Source organism: Catenulispora pinisilvae (assembly GCF_015356865.1).
Classification (GTDB): Bacteria; Actinomycetota; Actinomycetes; order Streptomycetales; family Catenulisporaceae; genus Catenulispora; species Catenulispora pinisilvae.
The window spans coordinates 76,875-93,314 of record NZ_JAAFZA010000003.1 but is presented as its reverse complement, the minus strand read 5'-3'; the positions used below and the strand labels follow the sequence as shown (position 1 = coordinate 93,314).

The window sequence follows — 16,440 nt, the reverse complement described above, 5'->3', positions numbered from 1 at the left end:
CGCAAAGAACGACTCCTGATCAGCGGATTCGGCGTTGACAGACTCGCCTCAACCCCCACCACCCCACGCAGCCCCGCAGGCTCCCGACCGCATCAGACGGGCTAAGTGATACACAGGATTTGACAACTACTCTGCGGCCGCACGGGCCGGCGAGCGTGCACGTCCCGGACGCGATGAGGGCCCTGTTCTGCGACGGCGTGAGCGTCAGGCCGAGCCGAAGGGGCCCTGTCGTTTGGCCATCACGCGGCGGATAGATCTCGAAGACAGTGCCGTCGGCGAAGACGGCGACGCAGTGCTCCGGGCCAACGCCGGGCTGTTCTGAGGTGAAGTCCAGCCCGAGGGCACGGTAGAAGCGGATGCACTCCTGCACGCGCGCGGTGTAGCCGCCTGGCAGCCGAGCGAGAGCGGATCGGCGAGAAGGTCAAGGAATCATCGGACAGCCTGGCTCGCAAGGCCGCCGACCTGACTCTGCGCCTTGAGCGGCGCCTTGCTCAGCTCGCCCCCGCAGAGCCGGCTGGCGCCGAAGCCGCCCCAGGTGATCGTCGCCGTGCGCTTGGTTCCGGTTGAGTAGATCAAGGGGTTGGTGCCGATTAGGACGACCTCCCCGCAGCGTCTCCAGGCATACAGTGGATCTGCTTGGTCCCGCCGCCGACTGGCGAGCTGATCGCAGAGATTTGCCGCGCCAGCTGGCCACCCATGAGGTAGAACGCGCGATGAGCAAGCTCAAGAGGCACTGCGCTGTGGCGGCCGGGCGCCCGACTATGGACATGCCCATGCGGTGGACGTTCGCCACGTCCGCCACGGGTGGCTTGGCCAGCCGTTCGTTGGTGGCGTCCAACTCCTCCTACGCCTTGCTGATGCGGGAGTCTTCGATATTCCGACAACCCGCCGATCCAGTTCACTATTTCTCATCAGCTCAACGGCGGCCATCCTCCGACGTGCGGTGTCGTCTACCGTGGTTACGTCTCAGATTACGATGATATGTTGCACTGGTCATACAAATTACCGGGGGATGACATGGCGTTCGTGAGTTGTGATCCACACCGCCTGGCTTCACTGGCTGCAAAGCTCCAAGCGCTTGTCGACGCGCTGCGCAGTGACGGCATGACGGCGCGCACGCTGCTGCAATCTTGGGGTTCGTGGTCCGCGGACGGTCTTCCCGCGATCATCAATGAGCTGCAGGATGTCGCGACGGCGGCGGCCGGCCGTGCGGACCGGGCCCAGCAACTGCAGAAACTGGGCGGCGGTTTCGGCGTGGGCTCGGCGGGCCTGAACGGGAGTGCCTTCGCTGCCTCGCCCATGATCCAGTTGCCGTGGGACACTCAGGACCAGGCGATCGCCGAGGCCGCTAAGGACCAGACCGTCGCGTTTCAACAGGCGTTGGCCAATCCCAAGGACCCCGGATCCCGGGCCGTCATCGGCCAGATCTCTCAAGATCTGGCCGACAACCAGGACGACCCAACATACCTGCAGGCGTTCATGAAGGCCGGCGGTCTTGCGGGCTCGACCCAGGTCGCCCGCGCGCTGCATCAGGAGGATGGGACCACCTCGTACGGCGCCGTCTTGAGCAGCGACTCCCAGGAGATCGTCAGTCGTTACGCGTCAGCCGTCCAGGCCGCGACGAGCTCGGCGGCCGACGGAAATATGGACATCGGCGATTACAAAAGCATACTGAGCGACCCGCCTAACAACGACATGTGGTCGATGAGCCAGCTGCTGGCGAACGGGCCGATGGGGTCGCGGTGGGACCCCGGGCTCTTGGATGCCGTAGGCACATCGGTGCTGAAGTGGCGGGGGACGGTGACACAGCGTCCCGGCGTCGACTACCCAGATGGGCTCGACGTGGAGGGGATGCCGGCAACCTTCAACAATCCTGGCGACGCGTGGTACAACTCGCTAGGTTTCGCGCCGAAGGGCAATATCGACTCGTCGAGCAACGCCGCGATCATTGCCGACATAAAGATGAACGACCCCACGCTGGCCGTTCTACAGGCGATCAGCGACAACCAGGGCGCGGCCACCGGTTTGTTGTCCGATCCAGCGCACGGGCTGGACAATGCCAAGGCGCTGGTGAGCAACCAGTGGACAAGTGACAACTTCGATGGATCCTCCGACGCGTACTTCCCAGGGCAACTCATCACCCTCGCCACGCAGTACCGGGGCGGCGACCCGAACGGGCAGAACTCGGCGTTGGCGGCCCTCAACGTCATGCAGGCGGCGCAGGCGCTGTATATCACGGACAAGAAAAGCCCGTCGATGCAGCGCTCGGCACCTCCGGAGATTTCCGACGCGCTGGATAACGTGGCCGGTACCTATCTCGATGACTTGGCGCGGTCAGCGAACGTCACACCCCAGACGGCGGCTGGTACGGATCAGAATCCGACTGTGACCAGGCTGTCCGACGGGCAGTGGGTGCTGACGGTTAACCAGGGCCAGATCAACGGTCTGCTGGCCGAGGCGTTCGCTGACGGTGGCAACGTGAACATCTTCAACACTGCGATCCAGGCGGGTGCTTACGGCGCCGTGCGTCAAAGCCTGGTTGGGAAGGACCCGAACCCCTCTTACGACGAGTACGCGGCACTCCTCGGGATCTCCTTCAGCACACAGCACGCAGCGGCCTACTACAACGCCCAGTCTCAAGACCAGGCTGCGGCTAGTGCCAATGCCGCTGACCAGGCCTACGTCAACGCGATCACCGGAGCTGCGGGGAACGTCCCGCTGGACGGGGTGCCGCTGGGGCTGGGGCAGGCGTTCACTGGGTTCATGGCGCCGTTCTGGGCCAACAAGGTCGGGACCCAGCCCACAAACAACGCACAAAAGGCGAGCGACGTGACTCAGGCACAGCGGGAAGCCGCCTGGCAGTCGATGCAAGTGCCGGCCTTGCAGGCGCTGATGGACACCGGCAAGATCACGGTACCTCCGCCTCAGGGGGCGCCGTGGTATCAGAACGGCAAAATCCTGCCTAGCAAGGTCGATGGGTCGTTTCAAGCCTGGGTGTTGAACAATCAGTCCACCGTGGCCGCCCTCAAGCCGTACGACGGCCTCGCGTCGCAGGCCTTCACGAACATCACTAGCCTGACGAATCCGGGCGATTCCCAGTTCGGCAACAATCCTTAAGGCGTACCCAATGACGAGGCCGATGGACCAGCACAAGGGGCGCCGACAGGCACGTCCCACTCGTAAAATTGCAGTGGCCGCGGTCGGTGCTCTTCTGACCCTCAGCGGATGCGGATCGTCCGAGCCCGCATCGCGGCCGAAGCCGAGTGCAATCCTTGACAACGCGACACTCGCCGACGTCGCGTGCAACGATGCTGGATGGACTGCGCTGCAGGATTACACCCGGACGATCCTGCTTCAGGCGGCGTTGTATCAGGGACACTTGCGGCAAGGCGAGCCCGGCGGCCCGCCAGCTGGCGCCACCTGGTTGGTCAACGGGCTCATCGATCCCGCGACGGCTGCGACAAGCCCGGTTTTCCGGACGTGGACGGCGGACGCCACGGTCCAGGCCTATCTCAAGCCACTGGAGGACTGGGAAGCCTCAACCCGCAGTGACTACATCTGTAGTGCCTCGTCTACCACCGCCACACCGCGGCCAGCTGTCTCCTTGTTTGACTTCGTGTGCCGGGCAGGTCTCCCGATGCCCGACGGCAGCCGCGGGTCTTTTCCAGCGACGCTGGGTTGGACAGGGGTCGACAACTATGTGGCAGCGGTTGTGGGCCAGTCGGCGATTTTCACCGGATGGATGAAGCAGGGCTCGGCAGGTGGCCCCCCAGCTGACGCGAGCTGGTTGAAGAGTGGTCAGCTGACCCCTGGCTCGATCAGCATCAATTCCGAATACGCGCAGTGGGCGGCGAACGCGAGTAATCCGTCTGCCGGCTATTTTTCCGCACTCGTCGAGTACGACGTGGTCGCAGGGAACCATCTGTGTGGAGCGACAGACGCACAAATCGCCAAACAATTGACAACCCAACCCACCTCGATCAATTTGAAGGCCACATCATGACCCCGCCCCCCGACGGTACGCAGGGACCGCAGTGCCAAGCCGACATGGAAACGGTCAACAGGTTGTTCACGAACATCCGCAACGCGATCGCTGACGTCGAGAAGTTGTGCGGTCCGGACACGTGGGGCGGACCGCCGGCCGACTTGTGGCGACAGAACGACTGGGGCGGGCTCAAGGGGAAACTCAATGCTCTAATGAACAACGCAGAGGCTGACGAGCCGAGCCTGGTACAGATGGCTAGCCAGAAGCCAATCGTCCATGTCAACCCACATCTCAGAGGGTTGTAGGCAGGCCTCATCGACGATGCGTCGTCGCATGCCCCCGTCCGGCGCCCGGGGTAGAGGCACCGTTGGCTGTCTTACCGTGGCTGACCAGGCTGGTGTGTCATGGGCCGCAGTTCGTGACGAGGGGGTTCGGGTATGGAGATCAGCGCGCAGCACCATATGTCACCGAAGGAAGTGCGGAGCGGGATGCTCGCGATTGCACCCGTGCGGCTTTTTGGCGATCTATGTGGTGATGCTGCTGATCCCGGTCACCGTTGGAACAAACGGGTTTCGCAGGTTGCGAGCCACCGACGCCGTCGTCATCCCGATCTTTGAAGTGGTGATTGTCTATATCCTTGTGAGAAGCCACTGAGGATGAAGGGCTGACGTTTCGCCGGGTTCGCCATGGTGACGGCGGCCGCGCGGCTGCTGCATGTTCGAACTATGAGGTACCCGGATAGAGGCGGCCTGAGCATGAAAGCCAGGGCCGCGGCGGGAGGCGCTGCGGTTCGCCGCGGCCGAGCGTTTCGAGCACGGGCACGATGTCGGCGAGATCGCGCGTAGGCTGGCGGTGACCCGCAAGTCGGTGAACGGGTGGAAGCGCGCCTGGCAGGCCGGCGGAGCCGAGGCGCTGGCGTCGAAGGGCCCGGGTGGGGCCCCGTGTCGGCTGGATGAAGTGCAGCTTAAGACCCTCGGCCAGGCGCTGGAGGAGGGCTCGGCCGCGCACGGCTGAGTTGAGGACCAGCGCTGGACCCTGGCCCGGGTGACACGGCTGATCTTCGAGTTGTTCCGGGTCCGCTACACCCCGCGTGATGTGTCCTACCTGCTGCACCGTATCGGTTGGACGCCGCAGGTACCGCAGCATGTCGCGGCTGAGCGCGATGAGGACAAGGTCGTCACCTGGGTGAAGAAGACCTGGCCGCAGGTAAAAGTACTGCCGCCCGGCTGAGCGCTTGGATCCTGTTCGAGAACGAAGCCGGGCAGTCGCTGCGTCCGCCCAAGGCCCGAACCTGGTCCCGGCGTGGGCACACCCCGCAAGTCCTGGTGTCGGGCAAGGGCTCGGGCCGGGTCAACCTGGCCGGGATGATCGCGGTGGGGCCCGGGTGCCGCACCCGGCTGATCTACCGGGCGATCGCGTACCACGGCCGGAAGAACGAGAAGAAGGGCTTCCGCGAGCGCGACCTGGCCGGGATGCTGGATGCCGCGCACCAGCAGCTTGGGCGCGCCAACATCGTCGTGGTCTGGGACACACCAGCCACCACGACGCCGCGATGAAGAAGTTGCTCGCCGAGCGCGACTGGCTGGCCGTATTCTATCTTCCCGCCTACACACCAACCCTGAATCCAGTCGAAGGCGTGTGGTCGGCGCTGAAACGATCACTGGCCAACCTCGCCCCGCGCAGCACCGACGCCCTGGCTTTGTGCGGTTGGTGTCAGTCAAGCACTTCTGGCTCTTCTACACGACCAAGCAGTGCGCAATGATCACTCCTAAGCGCGCTTTCGGCGCCGAGAGCAAGGACAGATCGAGACCTTTGTACGGCGCTCCTTGGATGGCGTAGTCACGCATCCGCATGCGGTATGAGCGGCGCCGGGGCGAGCAGGAGGCCAGCCAAGAACACGGTCATGATGGTGCAGGCTGCCTCGGTGCTCGCGGCCGATACGCGGCCAGATCAGCGGTGCAGCGCCCGAGTCGGACGCTCCGCCGCATGTCAGGGTATGAATACTCGAAGGTGGATTCATGTACCCACGCACTGCACGGACCGCAAGGACCGCACCGACCGCGCAGACCGCGCAGACCGGAGTCGCCGACCAACTCCTAGCCGACCGAATCGCCACCCTGATGCGCGTCGGAACGTTCATAGCCGCCGCACTCTTCTCTGTCGGCACGGCGCTGATTTGGCTCGACTCCGACCTGGCGACCGTGGTCCTCGCCGGTGGCAGCAGCCTGCTCGTCATGTTGCCGGTGAGCAGGCTGACGATGATGGCCGCGCATTTCGTGCGCCTCGCCGACAGACGGTTCGCCCTGATCGCGATTCTCGTGATCGGGCTGACCGTTTCAGGTGCCGTCGTAGGCGTTTCAAGCGCCGCGGGGCAGTAGCCGTGACAGCCCGTACTGGAAACGATCGTCGAAGGAGTCCGCGACCATGAGGTGCTCGCCGATCCGGGCCAGCGAGGGGTAGCCGCCGGTGGCGATGAGTTCGTCGAACGAGCCGCGGGGGTTGGCCGAGGGGGTCTGCTGTTCCTGGGTCAGGCCGAGCGTGAAGTAGACGATCGCCCAGCACAGGCGAGCCGCCTCGGGCTTGTCGCATCCGGCGTCCAGCAGGGCGCCGGCCATGGTGTCGGCGACACGCAGGGTCTTGCCGGTGCCGGTGAAGGTGCCGGCGACCAGGCGGCCGCCATCGCGGTGGGCGAGCAGGGCATCACGGTAGCGGGTGGCGACGGTGCGGGCGCGTTCGACCGCTTCGTCCGGGAGGCGGGTGACGTCGACGGAGCCGACGATGTGGTCGGCCATCGTCTCGATGAGCGTCTGCTTCGTCTTCACGTAGGAGCTCACCGAGTTGAGGTGGGAGCCCAGGGCGCGGGCGACCCCGCGCAGCGTCAGCTTGTCGAGCCCTTCGGCTTCGAGCTCGGTGAACGCCGCCTCGATCACGTCGTCCAGCGTCCAGCGCATGCTCACACCCCGTTCAGGCGCCGAACGCCGCCTGGGACACCGTATCCCAACGCTCCCACTCCTCGATGCGGGACGCGTACTCGGCGCGGATCACGGCGAGGGGCCCCTTGCCGAAGAAGATCCGCAGCGGCGGCTCTTCGGCGTCGACGACCGCGAGGATCGCCGAGCGGGTGGCGACCGGCTCGCCGCGCACGCCGGCCGGCCGCTGCATGCCGGCGCGGAGGCCGTCGTAGGCGGGCAGGCGTTCGGCGTGGACGGCGGACGGTCCTGCCCAGTCGGTGGCGTATCCGGCGGGTTCCACCAGGGTGACCTTGATACCGAAGTCCGCGACCTCCTTGGCCAGGCTCGCGGTGAATCCCTCCAGGCCGAACTTCGAGGCGTGATAGACACCGAGGCCCGGCAGTGAGAAGACGCCCGCGATCGAGGAGACCTGGATGATGTGCCCGCCGCCCTGGGCGCGCAGGTACGGCAGCGCGGCCTGCGTGACCCACAGCGGGCCGAGTAGATTCACCTCGATCTGCGCGCGGGCTTGTTCCTCGCTGATCTCCTCGACCATACCGAACAGGCCGTAGCCGGCGTTGTTGACCACGACGTCGAGGCGGCCGAAGCCCTCGGCGGCCTGACGCACCGCGGCCTCGACGGCCGCGCGGTCGGTGACGTCCAGCCGGATCGGCAGCACCTGGTCGCCATAGGTCTTGACCAGGTCGTCGAACGCGCCGTCGGCCCGGCTCGTCGCGGCGACCCGGTCGCCCCGTTCCAGTGCCGCCTCAGCCCACTGCCTGCCGAATCCCTTGGACGCGCCGGTGATGAACCATGTCTTCGCGGTCATGTCGTGCTCCCGATCTCGATTTTGGTCACTGACCAAATCCTGAGCTCAGTAAAGTTGGTCAGCGACCAAAAGTCAACCGGGGTCGGGGTCAGAAGAACGTGGGCTGGCGCGTGACGTAGGGCTCTTCGAGGGAGCCGATCTCCTCGGCGGTGAGCTCGATGTCGAGCGCGGCGGCGGCATCGGCGAGGTGATGCGGCTTGGTCGCGCCCACGATCGGGGCGGAGACCACCGGGTTCTTCAACACCCAGGCCATCGCGATCTGCGCCATCGACACGCCGCGGGCCTCGGCGATGCGCTGGACGGCCTCGACGATCGGCCGGTCGCTGTCCAGGAAGATCGGCCGGTCCTGGTCGTCGACCGTCCGGCCGACCTCCGCGCGCTGCGTGGAGCGCTCGCCCCAGGGCCGGGTGACGATCCCCCCGCCCAGCGGGCTCCACGGGATGCTGCCCACGCCCTGGTCGGCGAGCAGGCCGAACATCTCGCGCTCCTCCTCGCGGTGGATCAGGCTGTACTGGTCCTGCATGGAGACGAAGCGGGTCCACCCGTTGGCCTGCGCGGCGAACTGCATGGTGGCGAACTGCCAGGCCCACATCGACGAAGCGCCGATGTAGCGGACCTTGCCCGCCTTGACCACATCGTGCAGCGCCTCCATCGTCTCCTCGACCGGCGTCTGCGGGTCGAAGCGGTGGATCTGGTAGAGGTCGACGTAGTCGGTGTCCAGGCGCCGCAGCGAGGCGTCGATCTGCTCCATGACCGCCTTGCGGGACAAGCCCGAACCGCCCGGCCCCTGATGCATCGGCGCCCACAACTTGGTCGCCAGGACGACGTCCTCACGCTGGGTGTACTTGCGCAGCGCGCGCCCGACGATCTCCTCGGAGGTGCCCAGGCCGTAGATGTTCGCGGTGTCCCAGAACGTGATGCCGAGCTCGACCACCTGGCGGAAGACCGGCTCGGCCGCGGCGTCGTCGAGGACCCAGGTCAGCCTTTTGGCGGGGTCGCCGAAGCTCATGCAGCCCAAGGCGATCCGGCTGACCTTGAGCCCTGACGTTCCCAATCGTGTGTACTCCATGTCTCCCACCCTGGCACGGGTCGCCACCTTTGGCCTGCGACCAGAGGGTTCCTGTCATTCCAGGTACTGCCAGGCCCCCTCACGCACACAGAGACGGACGTACCGTGGTGGGCATGGACGCCCGCACCGAGTTCCGCGACTTCCTCACCTCCCGCCGGGCCCGAATCACCCCCGAACAAGCCGGCCTGTCCACCAACGGCGGCAAGCGCCGGGTCACCGGTCTGCGCCGCGAGGAAGTCGCGCTCCTGGCCGGAGTCAGCGCCGACTACTACATCAAGCTCGAACGCGGCAACGCCCGCGGCGTCTCCGACGGCGTCCTGGAAGCCCTCGCCCGCGCCGGCCGCCCACGACGTCCTGCTGCACCACGGCGGCGTCAAGCAGATCCACCACCCGGTCGTCGGCGAACTCACCCTCAGCTACGACGCCCTGGAACTGCCCGCAGACACCGGGCTGACCATCATGGCCTACAGCGCCGAGCCCGCCACCCCCACCCGCGATGCCCTGGACCTGCTGGCCGGCTGGGCCGCGACCGTCGACCGGGACGCCGGCTCCGATTCGCGGACCCATTCCGCTCCCCCGCCTCGGCCCGGCGGCTCCGCCTGAATCCGTGACGGCCGTCGGGCATCGGCCTAACGCCCGGAGACAGTCGCAGACAGCTGATACCCGGTCGCCGATCGCCGATCGCTGGTTTCAGCCGTCGGTCGCGGTCTTCGCGGTCCCCCACCAGCGATCTGCCACGCCCAGTCGCCGGCCGGCAACGGAAACCATCCGTTCCCGGCCGGTGCTGCCTTTTGCGGTGCGCGCCGCCTCTAGAAGCGCCTGCAACCGCCCGCAGGACCGGTCCTGAGGGTCCTGAGTCATGGCCTTGGCATGGCTGCTTCCGCGGCTGTCCGGCTATGTGGGCCGTCAGTCGAGGGTGACGACGACCTTGGCGGCCGAGACGCCCTTGAGTTGCACGTCCATGGCGTGCTGGAAGTCTTTGACGCCCTGCCCGACGACCATCGGTTCGGGCGCGGCCGCATATCGGCCCTCGGCCAGCGCGGCGGGCAGGAAGTCGCGGTAGACGGCGAGGCTGACCTCGTTGGCCTTCAGCGCGGTGCCGAAGATGTACTTGGTCCGGACTCCGCGCCGGCGGGCCGCGAGCTGGAGGCCGATGTTGCCGCCGATCATTCGCCCGATCATGCGCGGGCGGGCCAGGCGGCCGGTGTTGTCGGCCGGGGCGAAGGAGACCGGCGGGGTGGCGATCGACACGAACTTCGTGCCCTGGCATGCCCCGGCGATCCGCACGCACGCGGCGGCGCCGGTGGTGCCGAAGGCGATCGCGCCGGCCAGCGTGCGGCCGGCGAAGGCGGCGCTGATGTCGGCCACGACGTCCGGGCTGTTGTAGTCGAAGACGCGGGTGGCGCCCAGGGACTGGACGTATCCGAAGTTGTGCGGTGAGCAGGTGGCGACGACCTCGTACCCGGCGGCCGCGGCGAGTTGGACGGCGTTGCTGCCCACGCTGGTGGAGCCGCCCCACACCAGCACGGTCTGCCCGGTCGGCTCGGGCCCGGCCGACGGGTGCCGCAGCGCCAGGTGGTCGGTCTGGAACAGGCCGACCGAGGCCGTCGAGACCGCCATCGGCAGGACCGCGGCCTCGGCGAAGGGCATCGTGTCCGGGATGGGACTGGCCATCCGCTCCAGCGCGACCGTGTAGAGCTGGAAGGCGCCTTCGGCAGCACGGTTGGCGTCCTTGTCGGTGCCGACCGCGTGGGCCAGTACCCGGTCGCCGGCCCGGAACCGGGTGACGGCCGCGCCGACCTCGACGACTTCGCCGGCGACGTCCGAGCCCAGCACCGTCGGGTAGCCCAGCCAGCGGTAGGCGAAGGGCTCGACCTGGATGATCCAGTCCAGCGGGTTGATCGCGACGGCGCGGTTGCGGATGACGATCTGGTCGTCGGCGGGCGGGGTGTAGGGGGCGGGTCCGACTTCCAGTCGGGCGCGCTTGGCCGGTATCCAGGCCGCGGTGTTGGCGGCGGTGCCAGCAGCGCGGTTGGCGGCGGGGTCGGTGCTCAAGGCCTTCTCCTTCCGGATCAGTGACTGCACTGAGTGCATTGCATGGGGTGCAGTCACGAGTCTGGCACGGGACTACACCAAGTGCAATCAGCGATGGCACCAGGTGCAGTCACCGGGTAGGCTGGAGGCCATGGGACGCTGGGAACCGAACGCCGTGCAGCGGCTGCAACAAGCTGCCTGGGAGTTGTTCGCCGAGCGTGGATACGCCGACGTGACCGTCACCGAGATCGCCGAGCGGGCCGGACTGACCAAGCGCTCGTTCTTCAACCACTTCGCGGACAAGCGGGAAGTCCTGTTCGCCGGAGCGCAGGCCTTCGAAGCGGACATCCTCGGCTACCTGGCCGAAACCGATGCCGACGCCGAACCCATCGACGCGGCCGTCGCCGCCCTCACCCGCGGCGGCCTGGACCTGACGCCGTACCGGGAACCCGCCCGAATCCGTCGAGGCCTGATCGCCTCCTCGACCGAGTTGCAGGAACGCAACCTGATCAAGATGGCGTCCCTCACCGCCGCCATCGCCAAGTCCCTGGGCGAACGCCAGACCCCGGCCAGAACCGCCGCCTTCGCCGCACAGGCTGCGGTCGCCGCCTTCGACGCCGCCTACGACGACTGGGCCGCCGACGCCACGGCGGACTTCAGCGCACTGATGCGGCAGGCGCTGTCCGACCTACGGCACGCGGTCGACGCCGGACCCGACGAGGAACCGCCGCGCAGCTGAGCCGACCCGCACGACCTTCGCGACCTTCGCGACCAGCATCTTTCGGCCTGGGCGCCGGTCGCCGGGCACCGGGCACCGGGCACCGGACTGTTCGACGAGGCGTGGCGGCCGCGGACCACATCGCGATCACACGGCGATCAGGACGCGATCAGGCCGCGATCTCGGCACGAGCCTGGAGCAGCGTGGTGGCCAGCGTCCGGTAGGAGGCGGCGACGGCGGACCAGTCCAGGGTCGGAGCGAGGCGGCTGCTGGCCGCCGTCATGGACGCCGCCGTGGCGGGCTTGGTGAGGACGGTGCGAAGAGCCTGCGTCATGGCGGCCGCATCCCCGTGCGCGACGACCAGCCCGGAGCCGTCCGCGAGGAGTTCGGCGGCGTGCGGGAACCGGGTGGCGACGATCGGGCGGCGGGCCGCGATGGCCTCGATCAGGACGCCGGAGGTCACCTGCTCGGTCGACTCGTACGGCAGCAGCACGACGTCGGCCGCGCGCACGAGGTCCATCAGCGATTCCGCGTTGCGGTACTCCGGGGCGAACTCCACGTCGGCGCTGACGCCCAGCTCCTCGGCCCGGCGGACCAGGGAGTCGCGATAGGCCTCGCCCTCGCGCGCCAGGACCTTGGGGTGGGTCTGGCCGGCGACCAGGTAGCGCGGCGCGGGGTCCAGGTCGGCCAGGCCGGCGAAGGCCTCGATCCCGGCCTCGACGCCCTTGCCCGGCCCGAGCAGGCCCCAGGTGAGGATCAGCGGACGCTTCGGGGTCGGGTCCGGCGGGGTGAACGGGTCGAACGAGGCCGGCGGGGACAGCCGCCGGCCGGTCAGCGCGCCGTGCGGGATGACCGAGACCTTGGCCGGGTCGACCCGGTACACCTCGTCGAGACGGCGCGCGGCCGTGGCGGACATGACCACGACGGCGGTGGCGGAGTCCACGATCCGCTCCAGCACCTGGCGCTGCCGCGCGGACGGGGCGGACAGCACCGTGTGCAGCACGACGATCGTCGGAACCGTCACCTCGGCCAGGACGTCGAGCACCTCGGCGCCGTCCGGACCGCCGTAGACGCCGTACTCGTGCTGCACCAGGGCGATGTCGAAGCGGTTGAGGACCGCGGCGGCGGCGGACGGGCCGCTCGGCGAGCCGTTGACCAGGTTGGCGACGACGTCCGGGTGGACCTCGGCGGACACCTCGTCCACGACCCGGACCACGCCGGCGCGGTCCCGGAAGCCCTGGCCGGTCAGCTGATGAAGCAGCGCCGAGCTGAACGTCGCCAGTCCGCAGCGGGTGGGCGGATAGGTGCTGAGAAAGCCATACGTGGTCACAGCGGGGTCCTCACTACTTCGTGCTCTGCGAAACGCTCGACCGAACGACCGGCGCGACGGTTCAAAGCTCTGCTCGTCGCAAGAACTCAAGGCGATCGCGGCATCTCAGCGATCACGACCCTGACCGGGTACCAAAGCACGGGACAGACGGTCCCGCTGTGCCGGTGGGTTGCACCGCCACCGTGCGGCGGTATCGGCCTCCACTGTACCAGCCGGCCGGACGTCAAACGGGCAGCGGCCGCCGGAGCGCACCGCTTACACGAGCGCCGGGTCGGGCGTTCGCGCCTCGGTCACGTCGAGGTCGCCCCAGGTATGCCTACGCAGTCGGTCGGCCCCCGGACGCACTCATTCCTCGCCGACGAGTCCCGCGTCCTTAAGGAGTTCCCCGACCTCGTTGGTGTCCAGCTTGCGGCCCAGCCATTTGCGGAGCTTGGCCGGGCCACGCAGGGTCAGCTCCTTGCCGTCCCGCAGCCGGGTGGTGGCGGCCAGCAGGGCACGGATGTCGTACGTGGAAGCGAAGACCTCCGGCACGCCGCGATCGACGCCGAGCAGCCGGTAGACGGCTTCCATGCCGGTGCGCACGGAGTACTCGGTGGTGAAGATGCAGTCGCGGGTGGTCTCGGCGAACTGGCCGATGAAGGCGAAGTTCACCGCGCCCTCCGGGACCACGTCGGGGCGGTCGCCGGCCGTGCGCGGCATGAAGAACGCGGTCACGTACGGCATCATCACCGGCACGCAGGTCGCGGCCCCGGCAGCCAGCTCCGGGATGTCCTGGACCGGCACGCCCAGGTGATACAGCCACTCGGCGGTGATCTCCTCGCCGGTGCACTCCTGCATCGGCTTCTTCACATAGTCGCCGGGCTTGTCGACGAACAGCGAATACACCCACACCACCAGTTGGTCCCGCGGCTGCTGCTTGAAGTGCGGCTGGCGGTTCACCGTCCAGGACAGCAGCCAGGCCGAGTCCTTGGCGGTGACGATGCCGCCGGTGACGACCCGCCCGCTGAACGGGTCCCGCCGGCAGATCTTCTCGATGTACGCCGGGATCCGCCGGTCCAAGGTGGTGACGGTCGCCGATTCCCACTTGGTCTGCGGGATGTGGGCGCCGAACACGTCGGGGCGGCCGAAGGCCGGGTCCTTGGCGGCGACGCGGCGCCACAGGTCCCACGCCGGAGCCGGGCCGGTGTCCAGCCGGGCCGGGGTGTGGTGGTCGCCGTCGTCGGAGTTCTCGGTCAGCGAGCCGATGGTCATGAGCAGCAGGTCGTTCTCGCCGAGGCCGACGCCGCCGGGCGTGCCGCCGCTGACCCAGTGGATCCGGGTGGCCTGCTTGCGCTCGCCGGTGATGTGGAAGTCGACGTCGGTGACCTCGGTGTCGAACATGAACGTCACGCCCTGATCCACCAGCCACCGGTACAGCGGCAGCACCAGGGACTCGTACTGGTTGTACTTGGTGAACTTCAGCGCCGAGAAGTCCGGCAGGCCGCCGATGTGGTGGATGAATCGGTGCAGGTACAGCTTCATCTCCAGCGCACTGTGCCAGGTCTCGAAGGCGAACATGGTGCGCCAGTACAGCCAGAAGTTGCTGGCGAAGAAGTCCTCCCCGAAGACCTCGTCGATCCGTTTGCCCTCCATCTGCTCCCGGGTCGCCAGGAACACCTTCACGATGTCCTTCTGCGCCGCGTCCGACAGGGTGAACTGCCCGTCGGTGTGCGCGTCCTCGCCCTGCTTCCAGGTGGCGCGGCACAGGGAGGAGTTCGGGTCATCCTTGTTCAGCCAGTAGAACTCGTCCAGAACGCTGGCCCCGTCGACCTCGATCGACGGGATCGACCGGTACAGGTCCCACAGACACTCGAAGTGGTTCTCCATCTCCCGGCCGCCGCGGATCACAAAGCCCTTCTTCGGCTTCTCGATACCGTCCAGGGCACCGCCGGGCAGTTTCAGGCGCTCCAGGATCGTGATCCGGTCGCCGGGCATCTGTCCGTCGCGGATCAGGAAAGCCGCGCCGGCCATCGAGGCCAGGCCCGCGCCCACGAACCACGCCGTCTTGTCCTCGACACCCGCCGGTTTGCGCGGCCGCGCGAATGCTTCGTAGTTCCCGTTGCTGTAGTACAAGGCATGGTTGCGAGCAGGATGCATGGTGCCAACGCTAAGCAGCGTTCTCATGCCTTGGCCTGCGTAGTTACGCCGAGTGGTCGACGTTCGCCGGCCCTGGCAGCCGGCAAACAGGCCGACTGCCAGGACCGGTCGCGCGGAGAATCTCTGCTCAGCTGGCCACGATGCCTTCGCCGCCGACGGCGTTCGGCACCGTTTCAGAGCCGATCGGGCGCAGCGTGCCGTCGCGGTTGATCGCGTACCCGTCCAGGATGCCCTGGCCGCCGGTCTGCACGTAGAGGTACCGGCCGTCGCGGGACGCGGCCGAGTCGACGGTGCCCGGGTCGGTGGCCGCGGTGCCGATCGGCTGGAGCGAGCCGTCCACGCCGGCGCGGTAGATGCTGACGGTCGCGCTGCCGGCGTTGGAGACGTACAACAGGTCGCCGACCGCGGTGATCCAGCAGGTCGCCGCCTGGCCGGTGGCGGCGGTGTGCAGCGGCGTGAGCGTCCCGTCGCCGTTAACGCGGAACGAGGCCACGGCGTTCGGCCCGGCTTCGGTCAGATACAGCGTTGCGCTGTCCGGCTCGGTGACGAAAGCGAACGGCACCGCGCTCGGAAGGTTGGTCACCACCGGGGCCGGCGCGGGGGCGCCGTCGTAGCCGAGGGCGAAGACGTCGACGTCGTTGCCGTTGGCCTTGGTCGTCACGACCAGCTTGCGCCCCCAGTCAGCGAATCCGACCTGCCCGGGGGTGTTGGTGAACTGCGGCGTGGCGTTCGGGTCCAGCCCGAGCGGACGGTTCCACGCGCGCCGCTCGCGCAGGCGGCCGTCCTCGACGGTGTATCCCTGGATCGAGCCGCCGTCCAGGGCGTTGAGTACGTAGACCGCGTCGTCGTGCACTGCGACGCTCACCGGGAAGGTGCCGCCGGAGGGGAGCGTCTGGCGCAGTCGCAGCAGGTCTCCGTAGACGGCGAAGACCGAGACCGTGTTGCTGCCGGCGTTGACGGCGTACAGCAGCTGATGCTCGCGGTCGTAGGTCAGGGAACCCTGCGAGGCGAGGTGGTCCACCGCCGACCCGTCCAGGACACCGCCGAGCCCGCCGGTGTCGTAGGCCGCGAGCCGGGTGAGGCGGCCATCGTCGCCGCGGTGGTAGACGACGACCTGGTTGCCGGTAGTGGCGTCGGTCTGGGCGAACACGACCCGGTCGGCGCCCCGGTCGAAGGCGGAATGGCCGCGTTCCGCGGCCGAAGCTGTTCCCGCCGAGATACCTGTGGCCGCGAGAACCGCCGCGGCCGCGGCCCCGATACGCATGGTTGTGTGCACGTGAATCCCTCCTGGAACCGATTGGTTTCAGGCGAAGGCTAGGCCAGGACCAGCCCCGGATCGGGAAGGCGCCACTGGCGATCAGACCCCTTAGCTCGTTCAGAGCAGACAA

General features: G+C 67.8%; 15 protein-coding genes and 3 pseudogenes. 11 read left to right on the top strand and 7 right to left on the bottom strand.

Translation table 11 applies throughout. The features are described from left to right. The first annotated feature begins 1,017 nt into the window (after positions 1–1,017). From IZR01_RS01810 to IZR01_RS01785, 7 genes and pseudogenes are all read left to right on the top strand, one after another. Positions 1,018–3,117 carry a hypothetical protein gene (locus IZR01_RS01810; RefSeq protein ID WP_194922620.1) on the top strand — a complete coding sequence of 700 codons (2,100 nt, stop codon included), beginning with the start codon at positions 1,018–1,020 and terminating at the stop codon, positions 3,115–3,117. A gap of 22 nt (positions 3,118–3,139) precedes the next feature. Continuing rightward, a complete protein-coding gene (locus IZR01_RS01805) occupies positions 3,140–4,003 on the top strand; it encodes a hypothetical protein (RefSeq protein WP_194922619.1) in 864 nt (287 codons plus the stop codon). A 765-nt stretch (positions 4,004–4,768) separates the two neighbouring features. Further along, positions 4,769–4,999 carry a helix-turn-helix domain-containing protein gene (locus IZR01_RS49935; protein ID WP_228558805.1) on the top strand — a complete coding sequence of 77 codons (231 nt, stop codon included), beginning with the start codon at positions 4,769–4,771 and terminating at the stop codon, positions 4,997–4,999. Between the two features lie 15 nt (positions 5,000–5,014). Next, positions 5,015–5,215: pseudogene (locus tag IZR01_RS49930) on the top strand (helix-turn-helix domain-containing protein); the annotation flags it as partial. Between the two features lie 95 nt (positions 5,216–5,310). After that, the gene (locus IZR01_RS52070) at positions 5,311–5,541 is read left to right on the top strand and encodes a hypothetical protein (protein WP_194922618.1); all 231 of its coding nucleotides are present in this window, start codon (positions 5,311–5,313) and stop codon (positions 5,539–5,541) included. Then, positions 5,538–5,747, top strand: coding sequence for a transposase (locus IZR01_RS52065; protein ID WP_267254740.1), 210 nt, complete (start codon positions 5,538–5,540; stop codon positions 5,745–5,747). Before IZR01_RS52070 ends, IZR01_RS52065 begins: the two co-directional genes overlap by 4 nt. Positions 5,748–6,105: 358 nt before the next feature. Next, positions 6,106–6,363, top strand: a complete 258-nt coding sequence (locus IZR01_RS01785) for a hypothetical protein (RefSeq protein WP_194897043.1) — start codon at positions 6,106–6,108, stop codon at positions 6,361–6,363. On the opposite strand, the gene IZR01_RS01780 is transcribed toward IZR01_RS01785, so the two are convergent. The 3 genes from IZR01_RS01780 to IZR01_RS01770 all read right to left on the bottom strand — a co-directional run bounded on the left by IZR01_RS01780 (position 6,343) and on the right by IZR01_RS01770 (position 8,834). Beyond that, positions 6,343–6,936: a TetR/AcrR family transcriptional regulator C-terminal domain-containing protein gene (locus tag IZR01_RS01780; protein WP_194922617.1), complete on the bottom strand. Its 594-nt coding sequence runs from the start codon at positions 6,934–6,936 to the stop codon at positions 6,343–6,345. The genes IZR01_RS01785 and IZR01_RS01780 overlap by 21 nt on opposite strands. 13 nt (positions 6,937–6,949) lie before the next feature. After that, positions 6,950–7,765: an SDR family NAD(P)-dependent oxidoreductase gene (locus IZR01_RS01775; RefSeq protein WP_194897045.1), complete on the bottom strand. Its 816-nt coding sequence runs from the start codon at positions 7,763–7,765 to the stop codon at positions 6,950–6,952. A gap of 88 nt (positions 7,766–7,853) precedes the next feature. Next, positions 7,854–8,834 carry an aldo/keto reductase gene (locus IZR01_RS01770; protein WP_194922616.1) on the bottom strand — a complete coding sequence of 327 codons (981 nt, stop codon included), beginning with the start codon at positions 8,832–8,834 and terminating at the stop codon, positions 7,854–7,856. Positions 8,835–8,947: 113 nt separating this feature from the next. Between IZR01_RS01770 and IZR01_RS54755 the strand changes: the two are divergent. The 3 genes and pseudogenes from IZR01_RS54755 to IZR01_RS54745 form a co-directional block, all read left to right on the top strand. Beyond that, positions 8,948–9,172: pseudogene (locus tag IZR01_RS54755) on the top strand (helix-turn-helix domain-containing protein); the annotation flags it as partial. A 16-nt stretch (positions 9,173–9,188) separates the two neighbouring features. Next, positions 9,189–9,287: pseudogene (locus IZR01_RS54750) on the top strand (MmyB family transcriptional regulator); the annotation flags it as partial. A gap of 6 nt (positions 9,288–9,293) precedes the next feature. After that, a complete protein-coding gene (locus IZR01_RS54745) occupies positions 9,294–9,437 on the top strand; it encodes a hypothetical protein (protein ID WP_267254743.1) in 144 nt (47 codons plus the stop codon). Positions 9,438–9,740: 303 nt separating this feature from the next. Here the strand turns inward: IZR01_RS54745 and IZR01_RS01760 are convergent, their stop codons facing one another. Next, positions 9,741–10,889, bottom strand: a complete 1,149-nt coding sequence (locus tag IZR01_RS01760; protein WP_228558787.1) for a zinc-binding alcohol dehydrogenase family protein — start codon at positions 10,887–10,889, stop codon at positions 9,741–9,743. A gap of 130 nt (positions 10,890–11,019) precedes the next feature. Here IZR01_RS01760 and IZR01_RS01755 point away from each other — a divergent pair, with 130 nt between their 5' ends. Further along, positions 11,020–11,607 (top strand): TetR/AcrR family transcriptional regulator, encoded by a 588-nt coding sequence (locus tag IZR01_RS01755; protein ID WP_194922614.1) that lies wholly within the window; start codon positions 11,020–11,022, stop codon positions 11,605–11,607. A 148-nt stretch (positions 11,608–11,755) separates the two neighbouring features. On the opposite strand, the gene IZR01_RS01750 is transcribed toward IZR01_RS01755, so the two are convergent. From IZR01_RS01750 to IZR01_RS01740, 3 genes are all read right to left on the bottom strand, one after another. Further along, complete coding sequence (locus IZR01_RS01750) at positions 11,756–12,916, bottom strand: glycosyltransferase (RefSeq protein WP_194892499.1); 1,161 nt, start codon at positions 12,914–12,916, stop codon at positions 11,756–11,758. Between the two features lie 345 nt (positions 12,917–13,261). After that, positions 13,262–15,028, bottom strand: coding sequence for an oleate hydratase (locus IZR01_RS01745; protein WP_194922645.1), 1,767 nt, complete (start codon positions 15,026–15,028; stop codon positions 13,262–13,264). Between the two features lie 151 nt (positions 15,029–15,179). Beyond that, positions 15,180–16,328, bottom strand: coding sequence for a lactonase family protein (locus IZR01_RS01740; protein ID WP_323746877.1), 1,149 nt, complete (start codon positions 16,326–16,328; stop codon positions 15,180–15,182). Positions 16,329–16,440 lie beyond the last annotated feature (112 nt).